The following is a 21,154-nucleotide window of genomic DNA, read 5'->3' on the forward strand; positions in this document are numbered from 1 at the left end:
GTGTGCACCCGCTGGTCCCCAGCAGGTGCACACCCGTCGCAGTGAATCCTACGGCGCGGCCGGAGGAATTCCGGCCGGAGGCCGCACCGGAGGACCGCCTACTTGGCCCCGACCGTTTCGTGGACCTCGACGGCGTGCTTGCCCGAGCCCCAGCCGACGTGGGCTTCGGCGCGCATGCGCTCGACCATGTGCGGGTAGTGCAGTTCGAAGGCGGGCCGCTCGGAGCGGATGCGCGGCAGCTCGTAGAAGTTGTGCCGCGGCGGCGGGCAGGTGGTGGCCCACTCCAGCGAGTTGCCGTAACCCCACGGGTCGTCCACGGTGACCACCTCGCCGTAGCGGTAGCTCTTGAAGACGTTCCACAGGAACGGCAGCATCGAGGCGCCGAGCACGAAAGCGCCGATCGTGGAGATCGTGTTCAGCGTGGTGAAGCCGTCGCTGGGCAGGTAGTCGGCGTAGCGGCGGGGCATGCCCTCCGCGCCCAGCCAGTGCTGCACCAGGAAGGTGGTGTGGAAGCCGATGAAGGTGGTCCAGAAGTGCCACTTGGCCAGGCGCTCGTCGAGCATGCGTCCGGTCATCTTCGGGAACCAGAAGTAGATGCCCGCGTAGGTGGCGAACACGATGGTGCCGAACAGCACGTAGTGGAAGTGGGCGACCACGAAGTAGGAGTCGGTGACGTGGAAGTCCAGCGGCGGGCTGGCCAGGATGACGCCGGACAGACCACCGAAGAGGAAGGTGACGATGAAGCCGATGGAGAACAGCATCGGTGATTCGAAGGTCAGCTGGCCGCGCCACATGGTGCCGATCCAGTTGAAGAACTTCACGCCGGTGGGGACCGCGATGAGGAAGGTCATGAACGAGAAGTACGGCAGCAGCACCGCGCCGGTGGCGTACATGTGGTGCGCCCACACCGCGATGGACAGGGCCGCGATGCCCAGGGTGGCGTAGACCAGCGTGGTGTAACCGAAGATCGGCTTGCGCGAGAAGACCGGGAAGATCTCCGAGACGATGCCGAAGAACGGCAGCGCGATGATGTACACCTCGGGGTGGCCGAAGAACCAGAACAGGTGCTGGTAGAGCAGGATGCCGCCGGTCGCGGGGTCGTAGATGTGGCCGCCGAGGTGGCGGTCGTAGGCCAGGCCGAACAGCGCGGCGGTCAGCAGCGGGAAGGCCAGCAGCACGAGGACGCTGGTGACGGCGATGTTCCAGGTGAAGATCGGCATCCGGAACATGGTCATGCCGGGAGCGCGCAGGCAGACGACGGTGGTCAGCATGTTCACGCCGCCGAGGATGGTGCCGAGACCGGAGACCGCCAGACCCAGGATCCACAGGTCGGTGCCGACGCCGGGCGAGTGCAGGATGTCGGTCAGCGGCACGTACGCCGTCCAGCCGAAGTCCGCGGCGCCGCCCGGGGTGATGAAGCCCGCGGTCGCCATGCTCGCGCCGAACGCGTACAGCCAGTAGCTGAAGGCGTTCAGTCGAGGAAAGGCGACGTCGGGGGCGCCGATCTGCAACGGCAGGATGATGTTGGCGAAGCCGAACACGATCGCGGTTGCGTAGAACAGCAGCATGATCGTGCCGTGCATGGTGAACAGCTGGTTGAACTGCTCGGGCGAGAGGAACTGCAGGCCGGGCCGCGCCAGCTCACCACGCATCAGCAGCGCCATCAGGCCACCGATGAGGAAGAACGCCATCGACGTGGTCAAGTACATGACACCGAGGACCTTGGGGTCCGTGGTGGTGACCATCTTGTAGATGAACGAGCCCTTCGGCCCGGTCCGAGCCGGATAAGGCCGAGTCGCTTCCAACTGAGGGACTGGCTGGGGCTCTACGGCAGTCACTGATCCTCCTGAAAGGTGCCTTTAGGTCGCTCCGCAGGCTCCGCTGATCGCATCGATCCCGATGCGGGACAGACGACAGTTCGCTTGCGCTCATCGAATCGTAAACGGTGCCTGTCGCGCGGGCCGATCGGGTCCTACTCTCTGTCGTATTTCCACGGTGCGCCCGCGCACCGATGAGAACGCCGGGCCGCTGCCGTCTCTATCGGTGACAGACCTCCACCGCAGCCAGGAGACCAGCGATGACCGATCCGAACGACACCAAGCCCGGCGACCCCTGCTGGGTCGATCTCTACACCTCCGATCCCGAGCGGAGTACCGCGTTCTACCGCGACCTGTTCGGCTGGACCGCCGAACAGGCAGGGGCGGAGTTCGGCGGGTACATCACTTTCCGCAAGGACGGCCGTGCGGTAGCGGGCGCGATGGGCAGGATGCCGGGCGACACCGACAGCCCGGAACAGTGGACGGTGTATCTGGCCAGCCCGGACGCGCAAGCGACCGCGGACGCGGCTGTCGCCGCGGGAGCGTCGCTGGTCGTGCCCGTGATGCGGGTCGGCGATCTGGGCACGATGGCCGTGCTCGGCGACGTCGGCGGCGCGGGCGTGGGCATCTGGCAGGCCGGGACGTTCCCCGGGTTCGAGACGATGGGCCTGGTCTCCGGCGGACAGTGGCGCGAACACGCGGGCGCGCCGTCCTGGTTCGAGCTGCACACCCGTGCCTACGACGCCTCGCTGGCGTTCTACCGGGGTGTCTTCGGCTGGTCGGACGTCTTCACCATTTCCGACGTCCCGGAGTTCCGCTACACCACGATCCACGCGCAGAGCCCGATGCTCGGCGGCGTCATGGACGCCTCGACCTACCTGCCCGAAGGCGCACCCGCAGGCTGGACCGTCTACTTCGGCGCCGACAACGTCGACAAGACCGTCGAGCGGGTCGTCGAGCTGGGCGGCTCGGTACTGACACCCGCCGAAGACACCCCATACGGCCGAATGGCATCAGTAACCGACGCCACCGGCGCCCGCTTCAGCATCGGCGGAAACAAGGCCTGAGGAGCATCTGTCCGGTGCGCTGCGTATTCGTCGCTCTGGTCCCCTATGGCGGTCAGCCGCACGCACGCGAGCTGGGTGGTGCTACCGACTCTCGGATTCGTGCCTAACCTGTCGCCCCCGAGCGGGTGGGCGCCCGGCCGCAATCTGTGCAACATGCACGGGACCACCGAGACCACGATCGGCACTGGAGCGTGCGCGGTCGGCTGCGTGAAAGCCGATATCCGCAGTTACAGCGCGACGCAACCACATCGGACCGGCTCCGACTTTCGAGCGCAGCGAGATCGAGCATTGCCCGTTCGCGGCCCGGCTCGCGTCCGAGCGGCCGCCGCGTCCGCGACGAAGTCGCCAGCGGCGGTCGCTCGGACGCGAGCCACAAGGGGGCCGCGAACACGCAGCGCCGCAGGCGCTGCAAATCGAACACGGTACCCTCACCGGCATGCCGCTGAGCGCCGTCGTTCGTCTCCGAAACCGCACAGCCTCTTCCGCACACGCCGCCTGGGCGGGCCGCAGGGTGGTCGCCGTCGCCGCGTTGTGCGCGACCGTTCTCGCGGCGGGGTGTGGCGGGAAGAGCGACGACGACGTCTCCATCGTGCGCACCACCACGAACATCGCGGGCGCGGGGGTGGTCGGGCTGGAGCGCGACACCACCCGGGCGTGCGCGCTGCCGAGTGCGCCGGACCCGGCGAGCGGGGCCACCCGCAGTGTCACGCATGCGTCGGGCGTCTCGGAGGTGCCCGCCGACCCCCAGCGCGTCGTCGTGCTGACCACCTCCGCGTTGGACGCGGTCTGCGCGCTCGGTCTCTGGGAGCGGGTGGTGGGCACGGTGACCATCGAGGGGCCGAGTCCACAGCCCGCCTATCTCGGCACCGGCGTGCTGAAGATTCCCGGTGTCGGTACCGCACAGGCACCGGATCCGGCCCGGATCGCCGATCTGCATCCCGACCTGATCCTCGGCGAGATCCCGACGGGCGCGGCGAGTTTCGCCGCGCTGCAAGCCATCGCTCCCACCGTGCTGGTCGGCGCGAACACCAGCTGGCAGGCCGAATTCGCCGCGTTCGCAGCGGGTTTGGGGCGTCGCGAGGCCGCGGAGGTCGCGCTGCAGAACTATCGCACCGAGGTGAAGGACACCGGCACCGCCTTGGCGGCGGGGCAAACCCAGGCGTCGGTTCTCCGATTCACCGCCGACGCCAACCAGGTGCAGGGCGGCGACAGCTTCGCGGGCCAGGTGCTGGGCGACGTGGGCGTACAGCGTCCCGCCGCCCAGCGGGGCGCCTCGTTCGAGGTGGCGGCGGACGAGTTCGCCACCAAGGTGGAGGGCGACGTCATCTACGTGATCCTGGCGGGTCCCGAGGGGAAGAAGCACGGCGAAGCCGTCATGCGCACCGACGATTGGAAGGAACTCTCCGCCGCCACCGATCGCCGGGTGTTCGCCGTCGAGGACACCGTCTGGCACGGCGACGGCCTCACCGCCGCCCGTGCCATGCTCACCGATCTGCGCGCCACGCTCAACGGCTACGTGAACGACTGAGCTCCACCCCACCCTGGGTGAGGTTTGCCCCACCCTGGGAGTGCGCGGACCACCGCTGGGGTTGCTGTCGGAAGCCCCGCTCGAGGACGAGATTTAGAGGTGCGCGAAACACCTCTCATCCGACACTCGAGGACACGACATGCACACGCTGACCGCTCCGCTCGCCGACAACCTCTACGTCCTGCCGCTGGCCCAGCCCGTCGCCGAGGTCGATCCGGGCGCGGTCGTGGTGTCCACCGCCGATTGCGACCTCACCTACGCCGAACTGGACCGCTGGTCCAACCGGATGGCCCGCCTGCTGCTCGAGCTCGGCGCGGGCCCGGGCGCCCGTGTCGCGGTGGCGATCGACCACCCGATCGAGTCCGTCGTGGCCGAGCGGGCCGCCACCAAGATCGGGGCCGTCACGGTGCCGGTCACCGATGACGGCTCCTTCGTCCTCGGTACCACGGTCGGTATCACCACCAAGGACGAGCGGCCGGAATCGGCCGACGGGATCGCCTGGCTGGTGCTGGACGAGCGCTCCACCCTGCAGCGCTACCTCACCGGTTCCGATGCGCCGCTGCGCGCGGTCGACCTGGATTCTCTCCCGGCATCCGCCTGACCGGGCACACCCCTGCTCGCGCGGCCCGAACAGTGATGTTCGGGTCGCGCAGTGTGTGCAATACCCCCGCAGCGCCGACCGCACCGGTTCAGAATTGAGTTGCCGCGATCTGTGCGGCGGCAGGTACTACCGGTACCGCGGTGGCTACTGGCGGTCATTCCTGGGTAGCCCGACCGCGGTCAGAACGTAGGACACGTCATGCAACAGCCTTCCCTTTCGGCGAAAGAAACGGACACAGTCCTTCCCGAGGGAGCCTTCGCCCTCTCGGCGGCGCAGCGCGGCATCTGGTTCGCCCAGCATGTCGCCGGTGCCACTCCGATATCCATCGCCCAGTACGTCGAACTGAACGGACCGATAGACGTCGACCTGCTCGCGCGTTCGGCGCGTCGGGCCGGGCGGGAGTTCGGCACCGGTTACCTGCGCCTGGTCGAGGTGGAGGGACATCCGTTCCAATTCGTCGACACCACCCTCGACGACAGCCTGGAGATCATCGATTTCCGCGCCGAACCCGACCCGGACGCCGCGGCCCACGCCTGGATGCGGGCCGAGTACGAGACCCCGCTCGAGCTGACCCGCGACCGGCTGGTGCGCATCGCCATGCTGCGCGTCGGAGCCGAGCGCTGGTTCTGGTATTCGCGGATCCACCACATCGTGCTCGACGGCATGGGCGCGTTGACCGTGGTGCAGCGCACGGGCGAGCTCTACAACGCCGCCATCGAAGGTCGCGAACCACCACCCGCGAAAGCGGAGGACCTGCGCAAGATCGTCGAGGCCGATCTGGCCTACCGCAGTTCGGACCGGTTCACCGCCGACCAGGAGTACTGGCTGGACCATCTCGACGGCATGGCCGACCCGGTGAACCTGGCCGGCCGCACCGCGGGCGTGGATGGGCATCCGCGCCGGGTCGAGGGTGACCTGCCCGCCGACACCGCGTGGATGCTGGACGCCGTCGCCGAGCAGGTGTCCTCCGGTGTCGCACCCACCGTGGTGGCGGCCTTCGGCGCGTACCTGTCCGCCATGACCGGCTCGCCGGAGGTCGTGCTGAGTCTTCCGGTGTCGGCCCGCACCACGGCGACGCTGCGGCGTTCGGGCGGCATGATCGCCAACGTCGTCCCGCTGCGGCTGCGCCTGGAGCCCACGACGACCGTCGGCGACGTGATCCGGGCCGCCCAGGGGGAGCTGACCGGAGCGCTGCGCAGGCAGCGCTACCGCCAAGAGGACATCTTCCGCGACCTCGGCTGGCCGATGGACGAGACCGGGTCGTTCGGCCCCTCGGTGAACCTGATGATGGTCGACACCAGGATTCAGCTCGGCCCGGTCACCGGACGGCTGCACGTGCTGACCTCGGGGTTGATCGATGACCTGTTCGTCAACCTGTATCCGGGCGTCGGCGGCGAGAGCACGCATATCGACTTCCAGGCCAACGGCAACCTCTACAGCGACGCCGAACTGGCCGCACAGCACCGCCGGTTCCTGTCGTTCCTGCACCGCTTCCTCGCCGCCGGGCCGGATGCGCCGCTGACGGCCGTCTCGGTGCTGTCGGACGAGGAGCTCGCGCGGTACGCTCCCGCGCGCGGCGCCGCGGGCGTCACACCGCGGACGCTGCCCGCGATCCTCGCCTCGGGCGCTGCCCGCGATCCGCAGGCGACGGCGCTGGTCGAAGGCGGGACCGCGCTGACCTACCGCGAGATCGACGAATACACCAACCGCCTGGCCCGGGTGCTGATCGCCGCGGGCGCCGGGCCAGAGCGCACCGTCGCGATCTCGATCCCGCGTTCGATCCGGTCGGTGCTGGCGACGATCGCGGTGGCCAAGACCGGGGCGGCGTTCGTGCCGATCGACCCGACGTATCCGGCCGACCGGATCGAGCACATGGTCGGCGACAGCGGGGTCGTCGCGGGGATCACGGTCGCGGCGGCGCGAAAGTCGTTGCCGGACCGGGTGTCCTGGCTGATCCTCGACGACGAGAGCGCCGAGCGCACCTTGGCCGGACAGGACGACGCCGCGCTCATCGAGGCCGAGCGAACCGCGGCGACGCACCCGGACCAGGTCGCGTACATCATCTACACCTCCGGCTCCACCGGATTGCCCAAGGGCGTGCTGGTGACGCATCGCGGGTTGGCGAATCTGGTCGCCAGTTCCGGGGCGGGGTTCGGCATCGACGCGGATTCCGTTGTGGCGCATGCCGTCTCGCCCAGCTTCGACATCTCGGTCGAGGAAATCCTGGTCACGCTCGCCGCGGGCGCGACCCTGGCCGTGGTGCCGCCGTCGGCGTACGCGGGTGAGGAGCTCGCACAGGTGCTGCGCGCGCACCGCGTCACCCACCTCAATGTCACCCCGGCCGTCGTGGGATCGCTGGACCCGGCGACGCTGCCCGATCTGCGGACCGTCATCGTCGGCGGAGACGCCTGCCCGCCGGAACTGGTCATGAAGTGGTCCGGCCGCACCCTGTTGAACGGCTACGGTCCCACCGAGACCACGGTGACCGTGACGCTCAGCGCCCCGCTGACGCCCGACGCGCCGGTCACCATCGGCGGTCTGGCCCGCGACGTGTCGGCCGTGGTGCTCGATCCGTGGCTGCGGCCGCTGCCGCCCGGCACCACCGGTGAGCTCTACCTCGCCGGTCCCGGCGTGGCGCGCGGCTACCACCGGCGCAACGGGCTCACCGCCGACCGTTTCGTGGCCAACCCCTACGCGACCGGCGAGCGGATGTACCGCACCGGCGACCTGGTGCGCTGGGTCGAGCAGGACGGCCGGATCGAACTGGAGTACCAGGGCCGCAGCGATTTCCAGGTGAAGGTGCGCGGCTTCCGCGTCGAACTGGGCGAGATCGACGCCGCCCTGCAACGGCATCCCGCCGTCGACTTCGCGCTGACCCTGGGCGTCGAAACCGGGTCGGGCGCGACCGCACTCGTGTCCTACGTGCTGCCGAAGCCGGGCGCAGAAGTGCACCCTGAGGCACTGAAAGCAGCTGCGGGAGAAACGCTTCCGGCGTACATGGTGCCCGCCGTGGTCATGGTGCTCGACAGCCTCCCGCTCACCCCGCTCGGCAAGGTGGACCGCAAAGCGCTGCCCGCGCCGGAGTTCGGCGCGCGCACGGTCACGAGCAGGCCGCCGTCCACGCCGCGCGAGCAGGCGCTCGCCGCGCTGTTCGCGGAGGTGCTCGGCCTGGACGCGGTGGGCGTGGACGAAAGCTTCTTCGCGCTCGGCGGCGACAGCATCGTCTCGATCCAGCTGGTGTCGCGCGCCAAGGCGGCCGGGATCGGATTCAGCGCGCGGGATGTCTTCGAGCGCAAGACCGTCGCCGCGCTGGCCGCGGTCGCCACCGACGTTCCGACCGGGGAGGTGCGCGAACTGCCCGGCGGCGGGGTCGGTCCGGTGGAGCTCACCCCGATCGTGCACGCGATGCTCGACCACGGCGACACCTGGCGGCGGTTCGCCCAAGCCGTACTCATCGAGCTGCCCGCCGGTATCGAACGCGCGCAGCTGGTCGCCGCGGTGCAAGCACTGTTCGACCGGCACGACCTGCTGCGCTCGACGCTGCGCCGCACCGGTGACGGCTGGCGCTGGGTGGTCGCCGAACCCGGCTCGGTCGACGCCGACGGCCTGCTCGAGGTCGTGACCGCCGACGCGGAACTCGAGGCGACCTGCGAACGCGAATTGCAGCGCGCCGCCGACCAACTCGACCCGGAGTCCGGCGTCCTGGCGCGCTTCGTGTGGATCGAGCGCGCGGACGCCGCGCCGCTGCTGTGGCTGGTACTGCACCATCTGGTCACCGACGGCGTCTCCTGGCGCATCCTGCTGCCGGATCTGGCCACCGCCGCACTGGGCGGCGAGCTCGCGCCGGTCGGCACCTCGTTCCGGCGCTGGGCGCACGGCCAGCGCGAGCACGCCGCCACTCGGGTCGCGGAACTGCCGCTGTGGCAAGGCATTCTGGCCACGCCGGATCCGGCGCTCGGCTCCGCGCCGCTGGACCCCGACCTCGACGTGGTCGCCACCATGGCCCATCTGACCACGGTAGTGCCGCAGGAGATCGCGCGGGCCGTGCTCACCATCGCACCCGACCGATTCCACTGCGGCGCCGACGACGTGCTGCTCGCCGCGCTCGCGCTGGCGGTGGCCCGCTGGCGCGGACGCACCTCTGCACTGTTCACCCTGGAAGGCCACGGCCGCGAGGAGTCCATCCTGCCCGGCGCCGACATCGCGCGCACGGTGGGCTGGTTCACCACCGTCTACCCCGTCGCCATCGACCTGACCGGAATCGATCCGGCGGACGCGTTCGCGGGTGGCGCCGCGGCGGGCGCCGCGATCAAGGCGACCAAGGAACAGCTGCGTGCCCTGCCGGACAAGGGCATCGGGTTCGGCATGCTGCGCTACCTGGTCCCCGAGACGGCGGCGGCGCTCGCGGACGCGCCGACCCCGCAGGTCAGCTTCAACTACCTCGGCCGCGCGGCCACCGGCGGCGACGCGGAGCCCTGGCTGCCGCGCCGCTTCGCCGCGACCCAGGACGATCGCGCCCCGCTGGCCGCGGCGGTCGACATCAACGCTGTCCATACCGATTCCGGCCTCGAAGTGACCTGGGCCTACGCCACCCGGCTGTTCGAGGAAGCGGACCTCGCGGAACTCGCCGCGCTGTGGACCCAGGCCCTCGGCGCCCTCGCCGAGCACGCCGAATCCGCCGGGGCGGGCGGACGCACCCCGTCGGACTTCGATCTGGTCGCCGTCACCCAGGCGCAGATCGAGACCTGGGAGCGCGACTACCCGAATCTCGTCGACGTGTGGCCGCTCTCGCCGTTGCAGTACGGCTTGCTCTTCCACGCGCTCTACGACTCCGACACCGCCGACGGCTACACCGTGCAGTCGCTGCTCACCCTGTCCGGCACCGTGGACTCGGCCCGATTGCGCCGCGCCGCACAGGCTTTGGTGACCCGGCACGAGAACCTGCGCGTCGCGTTCGCCGAGACCGAGGACGGTCCGCGCCAGCTGGTCCTGGCCGACGCGGAGGTCGAATGGCACGAGGCCGATCTCACCGGTATCGCCGACGAGGTGGAGCGCGCCCGCGAGATCGATCGCCTGATCGCGATGGACGCGCGCACCCGGTTCGAGCTGACCCGTCCACCGCTGCTGCGCTGCACGCTGCTGCGGATCGCCCCCGACACCTACCGCTTCCTGCTCACCAACCACCACCTGGTGCTGGACGGCTGGTCCACACCACTGCTGGTGCGCGAGCTGCTCACGCTCTACGTCACCGACGGCGACGCCTCCGCGTTGCCGCCCGCGCACTCCTATCGCGAGTTCCTGACCTGGCTGCGGACCAGGGATGACGCGGAATCGCTCGCGGCATGGGCTGATTCGCTGGCGGGCGTGGACACCCCGACGCGCGCGGTGCCGACCCTGGCCGGAATCGAATCGATCGAAACCGGCATGCTGTCGGTCGATCTGTCCCGCGCCACCGTGGCCGGGCTGGAGACCGCGGGCCGGGAAGCGGGCGCCACGGTGAACACCCTGGTGCAGGCCGCGTGGGCGATGCTGCTGGCCATGCTCACCGGCCGCACCGACGTGGTGTTCGGCGGCACCGTCTCGGGCAGGCCGCCGGAACTGGCCGGGGTCGAGGAGATGGTCGGGCTGTTCATCAACACGCTGCCGGTGCGGGTGCGGCTGGACCCGGCGGAGAAGGTGGCCGACCTGCTCGCCCGCGTGCAGTCCGAGCAGGCGCGTCTGCTGGATCATCAGCACATCGGCTTGGCCGCCATCCACCAGGCGGTCGGCCTGCCCGAACTGTTCGACACCCTCACCGTGTTCGAGTCCTACCCGATCGACCGGGAGGCGCTGTCGCAGGCCCTGGACATCGCGGGCATGCGGGTGCTGGACGTGGAAGGCACCGACGCGACGCCGTATCCGTTGAACCTCATGGTGATTCCGTTGCGCGGCGCCGACGGGCAGGACACGCTGCGGATCACCCTGAAATACCTGACCGACCAGCTTCCGCCCGAGGCGGCCCGGCCGCTGCTGGATCGCTTCGTCCGGTTGCTCACCCAGCTCGCCGACAATCCGCGCGCGCTGGTCTCCCAGCTGCAGTACTGCGACGACGCCGAGCGCGCCGCGCTGCTGCCGGTGCGCGGCCCGGAGTCGGCGTGGTCGGCCACATTGCCCGAGCTGTTGACCGCGGGCGCGCGGATCGATCCGGACGCGATCGCGGTCACCGCCGGTGAGCTCACCATGTCCTACGGCGAACTCGACGCCTGGTCCAACCGCTTCGCCCGGGTGCTGCTGCGCCGGGGTGTCGGACGCGAGGTGTTCGTCGTGCTGGCGCTGACCCGGTCGCTGGAATCGGTGGTCGCGGTGTGGGCGCTGGCCAAGACCGGCGCCGCGTTCGCTCCGCTGGACCCGAACTATCCGGTGGAGCGCATCGAGCACATGCTCACCGACTCCAAGGCGCCGATCGGCGTGACGGTCACCGCGACCGGTGAGAACCTGCCCGGCTCGATCGACTGGCTGCTGCTGGACGACCTCAACACCCTGCGCCGGGCGATGACGGTCTCGGACGCGCCGATCACCGACGCCGAGCGCGGCGGGCCCATCGACCTGGACCAGACGGCGTACCTGATCTACACCTCCGGCTCCACCGGGAAGCCGAAAGCCGTGCTGCTCAGCCATCGCGGCATCGCGAATCTGGTTGCCGCGCAACGCGAGACACTCGATCTCGACCACACCGCCAGCGCGCTGCAGGTGGCCTCGCCCAGCTTCGACGCCTCGGTGTTCGAACTGCTCACCGCGCACGGCGCGGGCGGCAGGCTGGTGGTGTCGCCGCCGGACGTCTACGGCGGCGCGGAACTGGAACAGCTGCTGCGCGACCAGCGGGTCACCCACGCGGTGATCACGCCGTCGGCGCTGGCCACCATGGAACCCACCGGCCTGGACCAGCTGCGCGTGCTCGCGGTCGCGGGCGAGGCGGCGACGCCGGAGCTGATCGAGCGCTGGGCGCCCGGCAGGCGCATGGTGAACCTGTACGGCCCCACCGAGTTCAGCATATGGGCGACGGGTCCTGGCGAACTCGTCCCCGGCGAACCCATCACGATCGGCGGACCGATCCGCGGCGCCGCCACCATGGTGCTGGACTCCTGGCTGCGGCCGGTGCCGGTGGGCGTGCCCGGTGAGCTCTATCTGGCGGGTCCCGCGCTCGCGCGCGGCTACTTCAACCGGTTCGAGATGACGGCGAGCCGTTTCGTCGCCGATCCGTTCGGCGAATCCGGCGGCCGCATGTATCGCACCGGCGACATGGTGCGCTGGGTGACCGGGCCCGACGGCGAGTTCGAACTGGAATATCTGGGCCGCAGCGACTTCCAGGTCAAGATCCGCGGCCTGCGGATCGAGCTGGGCGAGATCGACGCGGTGCTGTCCCGGGACGACGAGGTCGAGTACGCGGTCACCATCGGGCGCACCGGCCCGGCCGGGACCACGGTCCTGGTGTCGTACGTCTTGCCCGCCGAGGGCGTGCTGCTGGACGTGGAGCGGCTGCGCGCCCAGGTGGCCGCCGAGCTGCCGGGGTACATGGTGCCCGGGTACCTGGTCGTGCTCGACTCGATTCCGCTCACGCCGGTCGGCAAGCTGGATCGCAAAGCGCTTCCGGTACCGGACTTCTCCCAGACCCACCGCGCCTACCTCGCGCCGCGCACGCCGGTCGAGGAAGCGGTGGCCGCGGTGTTCGGCGAGGTGCTCGACCGCGAGCGGGTCGGCGTCGACCAGTCGTTCTTCGAGCTCGGCGGCAACTCGCTGAGCGCGACCAAGGTGGTGGCGCGGGTGAACGCGGCGCTCGGGTCGCGGATCGCGCTGCGTGATCTGTTCGACGCGCCGACGGTGGCCCAGCTGTCCGCCCGGGTCGTGCCCGCGACCGGGGCGCCGGGCCGGTTCGCCCTCGCGCCGCGGATTCGCCCGGACCGCGTTCCGCTGTCCCCGGCGCAGCAGCGCATGTGGGTGCTCAACCGGATGGATCCGGCGTCGCCCGCCTACAACATCGCGGTGGCGCTGCGGCTCACCGGCGACCTGGATGTCGCGGCCCTGCATGCCGCGCTGGTCGACGTGGTGCAGCGGCACGAGAGCCTGCGCACGCTCTATCCCGCCGACGCGGAGGGACCGCGCCAGGTGGTGGTCGGCGCCGACGTGGCCGTGCCCGCCATGCCGGTGGTCGACACCGAGGACGGCGCGCCGCTGCGCGCGCGCATCTCCGAGCTGGCCGGCACCGGATTCGACCTGGCCACACAGCCGCCGCTGCGGGTCGGCCTGTTCCGGATCCACGGACCGGCGGAACCGTCCGCCAGTGCCGCGCCGGTGTCGTCGGGTCCCTCCACCGGAGAAGCCCCTGTCGCGTCCGCCCCGGCCGGGACCGCCCCGGTCTCGTCGAGTTACGCGGCGGCCGAATCGATGTCGGCGACTCCGCCGGTGCACGTGGTCGTGCTGGTTGTGCACCACATCAGCGCGGACGGCGCGTCCATGGCGCCGCTGGCCGCCGACCTGGCCGCCGCGTACGCGGAGCGGTCCAGCGGCGGGCACGCCACCCGCGTCCCGCTGCCGGTGCAGTACGCCGACTTCGCGCTCTGGCATCGCGAGGTGCTCGGCGACGAGGCGGACCCGGAATCGACCGCGGCACGCCAGATCCGGTTCTGGCGCGAGACCCTGGCGGGCGCGCCCGACGTCCTCGAGCTGCCCTCCGATCGTCCGCGGCCCGCGGTGCAGACCATGCGCAGCGCCGATCTCGATTTCACCGTCGACGCCGAAACCCACAGCGCCCTGGTCGATTTCGCGGCGGCGCAGCACGTCAGCCCGTTCATGGTGGTGCACGCCGCGCTCGCGGTGCTGCTGGCCCGGCTCGGCGGCACCGATGACGTGCTGATCGGCACCCCGGTCGCCGGTCGCGGCGAGGAGGCGCTCGACCAGCTGGTCGGCATGTTCGTCAATACCCTGGCCCTGCGCACGCCGGTCGACCCCGCAGTCGGCTTCGCGGCGTTCCTGGACACGGTCCGGTCCACGGATCTGGACGCCTTCGCCAACGCGGACGTTCCGTTCGAGCGCCTGGTCCAGGTGCTGGACCCGCCACGCTCGACCGCGCACCATCCGCTGTTCCAGGTATCGCTGTCGTTGCAGAACTTCGTCGAACCGGTGCTGGAGCTGCCAGGCTTGCGTTTCGAGGTGGAGGATTTCGACCGCAACGCCTCCCAGTTCGACCTGACCCTGGATCTGCGCGAGCGGTTCAGCGAGAGCGTCCCGGAGGGCATCGACGGCGTGCTGACCTACGCGACGGATCTGTTCGACGAGGCGACGGTGGCCGCGTTCGCCGCCCGGTGGCGTCGCGTGCTGGCGACCGTTCTGGCGCGACCCGACGTGCGCATCGCCGATATCGACATCCTCGATGACATCGAACGCGCCATGCTGGTGCCGGTGCGCGGTCCCGAAACCGCAGGAACCACCACGCTTCCGCGCATGCTGGCCGAGACGGCGCAGCGGTACCCGGAGCGGCCCGCCATCGTGGCGAGCGGATACACCACCACGTATCGGGAGATCGACGCGCACGCCAATCGTCTCGCCCGCATCCTGCTCGAGTCGGGCGCGGGCCCGGAAACCGTGGTGGCGCTGGGACTTCCGCGCTCGGCGGAGCTGCTCACCGGCATGTGGGCCGCCGCGAAGGCCGGTGCGGCGTTCCTGCCGGTCGATCCGAAGCATCCGGTCGAGCGCATCGACCACATGCTCACCGACTCCGGCGCGACGCTCGGCCTCACCCTGGCCGCGTACCGCCCGATGCTGCCCGACAGCACGAATTGGCTGGTGCTCGACGACCTCGCCCTGGTGGAACGCTGGGGCGCCGCGAGCAGCCGCCCACTGGACGAGCGGGAACTGCCCGGCCCCATCCGGCCGGACAACGCGGCGTGGATGATCTATACCTCCGGTTCCACCGGCACACCGAAGGGCGTCTCGGTCTCCCACCGCGGCCTCGCCGATCTCGTCGCGGCGCAACAGACCGCGCTCGGCGTGGACGAGCACTCCCGGGTACTGCACGTGGCGTCGCCGAGCTTCGACGCCTCGGTGTTCGAGGCGATCATGGCGTTCGGTTCCGGTGGCGCGTCGGTGATCGCGCCGCCGGAGGTGTTCGGCGGCGGCGCACTCGCCGAATTGATCGACGCCGAGCGCGTCACGCACATGGTGATCACGCCGTCCGCGCTGGCCACGCTCGATCCCGGCGAGGTGACCAGCGTGCGGGTGCTCGCGGTGGCCGGTGAGGCGGTCGGCGCCGAACTGGTCGAACGCTGGGCCACCGGGCGCACCATGGTCAACCTGTACGGTCCGACCGAATCCACCATCTGGGCAACCGGTTCGGGACCGCTGGAGCTGGGCTCGCCGGTCACCATCGGCACGCCCGTGCACGGAGCCGCCGTGCTGGTCCTCGACGACCGGCTGCGCCCGGTCCCGGTGGGCGTGGCGGGCGAACTCTACCTCGCCGGACCATCGCTGGCCCGCGGCTACCACGCCCGAGCGAGCCTGACCGCCGCGCGTTTCATGGCCGACCCGTTCGGGGCGGCGGGCGAACGGATGTACCGCACCGGCGATCTGGTGCGCTGGATCCGTACCGACGCGGGTCTCGAGCTGGAGTACTTGGGCCGCACCGACTTCCAGGTCAAGGTCCGCGGCCAGCGCATCGAGCTCGGGGAGATCGACGCGGTGCTCGGCCGCGCCGATGGCGTGGATTTCGCGGTGACGCTCGGCGTGCCAGGCCCCACCGGGGCGACCGCATTGGCCGCCTACCTGGTCCGCACGCCCGGGTTCGAGCTCGACGTGGCGAAGGTGCGCGCGTTCGCCGCCGACATCCTGCCCGGCTACATGGTGCCCTCGGCGTTCGTCGTGCTGGACGAGATCCCGCTCAACGCGGTCGGCAAGCTGGACCGCAAGGCGCTGCCCGCTCCGGAGTTCACCGCCGACCGCACCGAGTACCGCGCGCCGTCGACGCCGACCGAGCAACAGCTGGCCGCGATCTTCGGCGAACTGCTCGGCGTGACGCCGGTCGGCGCCGACGACTCGTTCTTCGCGCTCGGCGGCGACAGCATCCTGGCGATCCAGCTGGTGTCGCGGGCCAAGCAGCAGGGCATCACGTGCACTCCGCTGCAGGTGTTCGAGCACCGCACGGTGGCGGCGCTGGCCGCGGCGATCGACGCCGCGGGCGCGGCGGTGACGCTGGAGGAACTGCCCGGCGGCGGCGTCGGCGACCTGCCGCTGCCGCCGATCGCGCACTACATGCTCCAGCGCGGCGGGAACTACGACCGCTTCGCCCAGACCGCCGTGCTGGAGTTGCCGGTGGGCATCGAGCGCTCCCAGATCGTCGCGGTGCTCACCGCCGCGGTGGACCGGCACGACATGCTGCGCGCCCGGCTGGCCGCCGACGGCGAGGACGGTCCGCGCATCGTGGTCGGCCCGCCCGGCTCGGTCGACGTGGACGCGCTCGTGCACCGCATCGAATTCGACGCCGTCGAGCCGATCGAGCTGCACGAATTCGCCATGACCGAACTGGACGCCGTCGCGGACCGGCTCGATCCGGCGAACGGCACGGTGCTGCAATTCGTCTGGCTCGACCCGGTGGGCGCGGCGGGTGCGCGCACCGGCGCTGGTCGGCTGATCGTGCTGGCGCACCACCTCGTCATCGACGGCGTCTCCTGGCGCATCCTGGTGCCGGACCTGGTGGCCGCCTGGGCGCAGGTGTCGGTCGGCAACACCCCGGTGCTCGCGGAGACCGGGACCTCGATGCGACGCTGGGCGCACGCCCTGGTCGAGGAGGCCCACTCCGAACGCCGCCACGCCGAATTGGCCTACTGGCACGACGTTCTCGCCGGACCCGACCCGCTGATCGGCGGCCGGGAACTGGACCCCGCGATCGACAAGACCGGCACGCTCCACATGGTCGAGCGCGAGGTGTCCGCCGAGGTCACCACCGCGCTGCTCACCACCCTGCCCGGCCTGTTCCAGGGCAGCGTCAACGACACGCTGCTGGCCACCCTGGCCCTGGCGCTGATCCGCTGGCGCGACACCGAGCCGACGGCGCTGCTGCGACTGGAAGGCCACGGCCGCCAGGAAGAAGTCGTGCCCGGCGCCGACCTGTCCCGCACCATCGGCTGGTTCACCAGCATCTACCCGGTGCGACTGGACTTGGCGGGAATCGATATCGACGACGCGCTCACCGGAGGACCCGCGCTCGGTGCGGCGATCCGCGCGGTCAAGCACCAGTTGCTCGCGGTGCCGGACAAGGGCATCGGGTTCGGCCTGCTGCGCTACCTCGACCCCGAGGCAGCGCGGCAGCTCCCGGAACGCCTCCCCGGCCGGGTCGGGTTCAACTACCTCGGCCGGTACTCCACCGGCGACATCCCGGCGGGACTGGAGGGCCTGGGCTGGCTGCCGACCGACGACCTGGGTGACGTGCACGTCGCCGAACATCCGGACGTGCCCCTGCAATCGGCGATCGACGTGAACGCCGTCGTCATCGGTGACCGCCTGCGCGCGAGCTTCGGCTTCCCCTCGACCCTGCTCGGCACCGGCGAGGTGGCCGAGCTGGCCGACCTGTGGATCGAAACACTCGGCGCGGCAGCCCGCTTCGCGCAGACCCCGGCCGCGCGGACCGCCGCCGAGGAAGAGGCAGCGGCCACCGCGCCCCCGGCGACTCCTGCGGCGGGCGGTCTCGGACTCGACGTGGTGCTGCCGATCCGACTCGGCGGCGACGACCCCGCACTGTTCTGCATCCACCCCTCGTCCGGAATGGCGTGGACCTACCTGGGATTCGCCGACGCGCTGGCCCCCGGCCGTCCGGTCTACGGCCTGCAGGCCCCGGACCTCAGCGGCAACGAACCGCCCGCGCGCTCGATCGAGGAGTTCGCCGACCGCTATGTGCGCGAGATCCGCCGCTTGCAACCGGAAGGCCCCTACCACGTGCTCGGCTGGTCCTTCGGCGGGCTCATCGCGCACGCGGTGGCGACGAAGCTGAAGGCCGAAGGCGCCGACGTCGGCGTGGTCGGGCTGCTGGACGCCGACACGGCCGACATCGACGGCGACAGCATCGAGCGGCTCACCGCCGGTTCGTTCGTCAGCACGTTCGGCTCGGTGTTCGGCATCCAGGACGTGCCCGAAGAGGCGACCGCGCAGCAGGCCGCGGACCTGATCCGGGAACGGCTCGGCGGGGTCTCCCTGGTCGACGCCGCCACCCTGGAGCGGATGGCCGCGTCGTACAACGCCGCCGCACGGACCAGAACCGGTTATCGCCGCCCGGTGTTCGACGGCGACATCGTGTACTTCAGCGCGACCGTCGACACCTCCGACATCTTCGGTCCGGACGGCTGGCGGCCGTACGTGACCGGCGAGATCATCAACCACGACATCGAGGTCACGCACGACGAGATGACGGCGCCGCAGGTGCTGCCGGTCATCGCGCGTGTGCTCGACGCACATCTTGGAGGCCGAGCATGAACGTCGATCAGGGAGTCGTCGTCGAGGGGATCGAGAAATCGTTCGGCGCGGTCAAGGCATTGCGCGGAGTCGACTTCGCGGCCGAGCCGGGCGAGGTGCTCGGCATCCTCGGACCCAACGGCGCGGGCAAGACCACCACGGTGAACATTCTGTCCACGTTGATCCGCCCGGATCGCGGCCGCGCGGTGGTCGCCGGGCACGACGTGGTCGCCGACCCGGCGGCGGTGCGCCGCAGCATCATGCTGACCGGCCAGTACGCCGCGCTCGACGACATGCTCAGCGGCTACGAGAACCTGGTGATGTTCGGCAGGCTGATGGGCCTGCGCAAGCGGGCCGCCCGCGCCAGGGCCGACGAGCTGCTCGCCGAATTCGATCTCGAGCGCGCCGCGGGCCGCCGGGTCGGCACCTACTCCGGCGGCATGCGCCGACGCATCGACATCGCCTGCGGTCTGGTCGTGCGGCCGGACGTGGTGTTCCTGGACGAACCCACCACCGGGCTGGATCCGCGCAGCAGGCAGGGCGTCTGGGACCTGGTGTCCGGCTTCAAGAAGGCGGGCATCACCACCCTGCTGACCACCCAGTACCTGGAGGAGGCGGACGCGCTCAGCGACCGGATCATCGTCATCGACCACGGCGTGGTGATCGCCCAGGGCACCGCCGACGAGTTGAAGTCGCGGATCGGAGGCAGCTACTGCGAGGTGGTGCCGCTGGATCTGAACGACCTGCCCGCCATCGCCGCGGCGCTGGGTTCGCTGCTGCCGGAGCAGAACCGAGCCGCGCTCGTCGCCGAATCCGACCGGATCGCCATACCGGCGCCGGACGGCGCGAAGACGCTCGCCGAGGCGCTGCGCCGACTGGACGGCTCGGGCGTCGACCTGGTGGACATCGCGCTGCGCCGACCCTCGCTCGACGACGTCTTCCTCGAGCTGACCGGGCATCTGGCGACGGTGCAGGAGACCGAGGAGACCGCTGAGCCGGAGGTCGTGTCGTGACGGCGGCGACCTGGCTCACCGAGACCCGCGCGGCCCCGCTGCGACCACAGCAGTGGTGGGTGCTCACCACCCGGTTGATCGGGCCGTCGGTCCGAAGCGGCGAGGTGCTCACCTCGGTGCTGGCTCCGGCGGCGTTCACCGCCAGCTTCTACATCCCGCTGAAGACCGTGATGACCTTCTCCGGCACGGGGTTCAGCAGCTACGCCCAGTTCATGATGCCGCTGGTGGTGTTGCAGGCGGCCGCGTTCACGGCGGTCTCGGCGGCCTTCCGCGCCGCCACCGATTCGGTCGCCGGACTCAACCGGCGCTTCGGCGCGATGCCGATTCCGCCGCTGGTTCCGGTCGCGGCGCGCATGTCCGGCAATCTCTTCCGCTTCACCATCGGCCTGATCACCGCGTTGATCTGCGGCCACGTCATCGGATTCCGCTTCTATCTCGACACCGCGCACACCACCGGCTTCGTGCTGTTCTCCTTGCTCATCGGGCTCGCGCTGATGCTGGGGGGAGACGTGATCGGGACGGTCTCGCGCAACCCGGAGGCGACCGCGCAGGCGCTGGTGCTGCCGCCGTTGATCTTCGGCATGCTGTCCACGGGCCTGGCTCCGGCGCACCAGTTCCCCGCGTGGGTGCAGCCGTTCGTGCGCAACCAGCCGGTCTCGCAATGGGCCATCGCCTTGCGGGCGTTCGCCGGTGACAAGGGTCCGAACGCCGGGGAGGTGACCTGGTCGCTGCTGGCGCCGCCGCTGGCATGGGCGATCGTCATCCTGATCATCTGCATCCCGCTGTCGGTCCGGTTGAGCTCGAGGAGGGCGTGATGGCGCTGCTGACCGATCGCAGGGAGGACCTGCACACCGGCTCCGAGATGTCGATGTCGGCGCTGGCGCGGCACACGCTGATCCAGACGCAACGCCTGCTGCTGCGCTGGGCGCGCAACCCGGTCACGATGCTGGAGACGCTGATCATCCCGTGCCTGCTGTTGGTCATGCTGAACACCGTGATCGGCGGGCAGATCAAGAAGTTCACCGGCGAGAGCGCGCTGTACGGGTCGGTGCCGATGGTGGCCATGGTCGCCGCCCTGTCCGGCGCGGTGGCCGGTGGCATCCTGCTCGGCCGCGAACGCGACGCGGGCCTGCTCGCCCGCTTCTGGGTGCTGCCGGTGCACCGCGCCTCGGGCCTGGCCTCCCGCGTCCTCGCGGAGGGCTGCCGCATCGTCGTGTGCACCTTCGCCGTCGTCCTGGTCGGCTACCTGCTCGGGTTCCGCTTCCACCAGGGCATCGCGGCGACCCTCGTGTTCCTGCTCATCCCGGTGCTGTTCGGCCTGGCCTTCGCCACCATCGTGACCGCGGTCGCCGTCTTCACGGCGAAAGCGACGCTGGTGGAAGGGATCACGATCCTCACCTCGCTGATGATGTTCTTCAGCACCGGCTTCGTCCCGCTGCAAGCCTTCCCGAAGTGGATCCAGCCCGTGGTCCGCAACCAACCGATGTCGGTGGCCGTCGACTCCATGCGCGCCCTCGCCTACGACGGGCCCCTGGCCCGGCCGCTCACCCTGACGTTCGCCTGGTCACTCGGCGCGATCGTCCTCTTCGCCGTGCCCGCGGCCATCGGTTATCGCAGGGCCAGCAGGCGGTGAACCCGCACACGCACAGCGGACT

The 21,154-nt window shown here is 70.5% G+C and carries 8 protein-coding genes; 7 read left to right on the forward strand and 1 reads right to left on the reverse strand.

Going from position 1 to position 21,154, the window contains the following annotated elements:
- Window positions 1-98: 98 nt before the first annotated feature.
- Entirely contained in the window at window positions 99-1,838 is a 1,740-nt protein-coding gene (gene ctaD, locus ON34_RS18775) for an aa3-type cytochrome oxidase subunit I (RefSeq protein ID WP_083889539.1), read from the reverse strand.
- Between the two features lie 239 nt (window positions 1,839-2,077).
- Between ctaD and ON34_RS18780 the strand changes: the two genes are divergently transcribed.
- The 7 genes from ON34_RS18780 (at window position 2,078) to ON34_RS18810 (ending at window position 21,132) form a co-directional block, all read left to right on the forward strand.
- On the forward strand, window positions 2,078-2,884 hold the full coding sequence (locus tag ON34_RS18780; RefSeq protein WP_040780957.1) for a VOC family protein: 807 nt from the start codon (window positions 2,078-2,080) through the stop codon (window positions 2,882-2,884).
- A gap of 436 nt (window positions 2,885-3,320) precedes the next feature.
- Window positions 3,321-4,412, forward strand: coding sequence for an ABC transporter substrate-binding protein (locus tag ON34_RS18785; RefSeq protein WP_083889540.1), 1,092 nt, complete (start codon window positions 3,321-3,323; stop codon window positions 4,410-4,412).
- A gap of 139 nt (window positions 4,413-4,551) precedes the next feature.
- On the forward strand, window positions 4,552-5,013 hold the full coding sequence (locus ON34_RS18790; RefSeq protein WP_040780959.1) for an AMP-binding protein: 462 nt from the start codon (window positions 4,552-4,554) through the stop codon (window positions 5,011-5,013).
- A 198-nt stretch (window positions 5,014-5,211) separates the two neighbouring features.
- Entirely contained in the window at window positions 5,212-18,507 is a 13,296-nt protein-coding gene (locus tag ON34_RS18795) for a non-ribosomal peptide synthetase (RefSeq protein ID WP_040780961.1), read from the forward strand.
- Window positions 18,504-19,499, forward strand: coding sequence for an ATP-binding cassette domain-containing protein (locus tag ON34_RS18800; protein ID WP_040780963.1), 996 nt, complete (start codon window positions 18,504-18,506; stop codon window positions 19,497-19,499). The genes ON34_RS18795 and ON34_RS18800 overlap by 4 nt, the downstream gene beginning before the upstream one ends.
- Entirely contained in the window at window positions 19,496-20,314 is an 819-nt protein-coding gene (locus tag ON34_RS18805) for an ABC-2 transporter permease (protein WP_040780966.1), read from the forward strand. Before ON34_RS18800 ends, ON34_RS18805 begins: the two co-directional genes overlap by 4 nt.
- Window positions 20,314-21,132 carry an ABC transporter permease gene (locus ON34_RS18810; RefSeq protein WP_040780967.1) on the forward strand — a complete coding sequence of 273 codons (819 nt, stop codon included), beginning with the start codon at window positions 20,314-20,316 and terminating at the stop codon, window positions 21,130-21,132. The genes ON34_RS18805 and ON34_RS18810 overlap by 1 nt, the downstream gene beginning before the upstream one ends.
- Window positions 21,133-21,154 lie beyond the last annotated feature (22 nt).

This window comes from Nocardia pneumoniae NBRC 100136 (genome assembly GCF_000308755.1).
GTDB classification, from domain to species: Bacteria; Actinomycetota; Actinomycetes; order Mycobacteriales; family Mycobacteriaceae; genus Nocardia; species Nocardia pneumoniae.

Excerpts from the sequence above, each read along its gene's own strand:
- ON34_RS18795 (WP_040780961.1), top strand. The coding sequence starts at position 5,212 with ATGCAACAGCCTTCCCTTTCGGCGAAAGAAACGGACACAGTCCTTCCC.
- ON34_RS18800 (WP_040780963.1), top strand. The coding sequence starts at position 18,504 with ATGAACGTCGATCAGGGAGTCGTCGTCGAGGGGATCGAGAAATCGTTC.
- ON34_RS18780 (WP_040780957.1), top strand. The coding sequence starts at position 2,078 with ATGACCGATCCGAACGACACCAAGCCCGGCGACCCCTGCTGGGTCGAT.
- ON34_RS18785 (WP_083889540.1), top strand. The coding sequence starts at position 3,321 with ATGCCGCTGAGCGCCGTCGTTCGTCTCCGAAACCGCACAGCCTCTTCC.
- ON34_RS18790 (WP_040780959.1), top strand. The coding sequence starts at position 4,552 with ATGCACACGCTGACCGCTCCGCTCGCCGACAACCTCTACGTCCTGCCG.
- ON34_RS18810 (WP_040780967.1), top strand. The coding sequence starts at position 20,314 with ATGGCGCTGCTGACCGATCGCAGGGAGGACCTGCACACCGGCTCCGAG.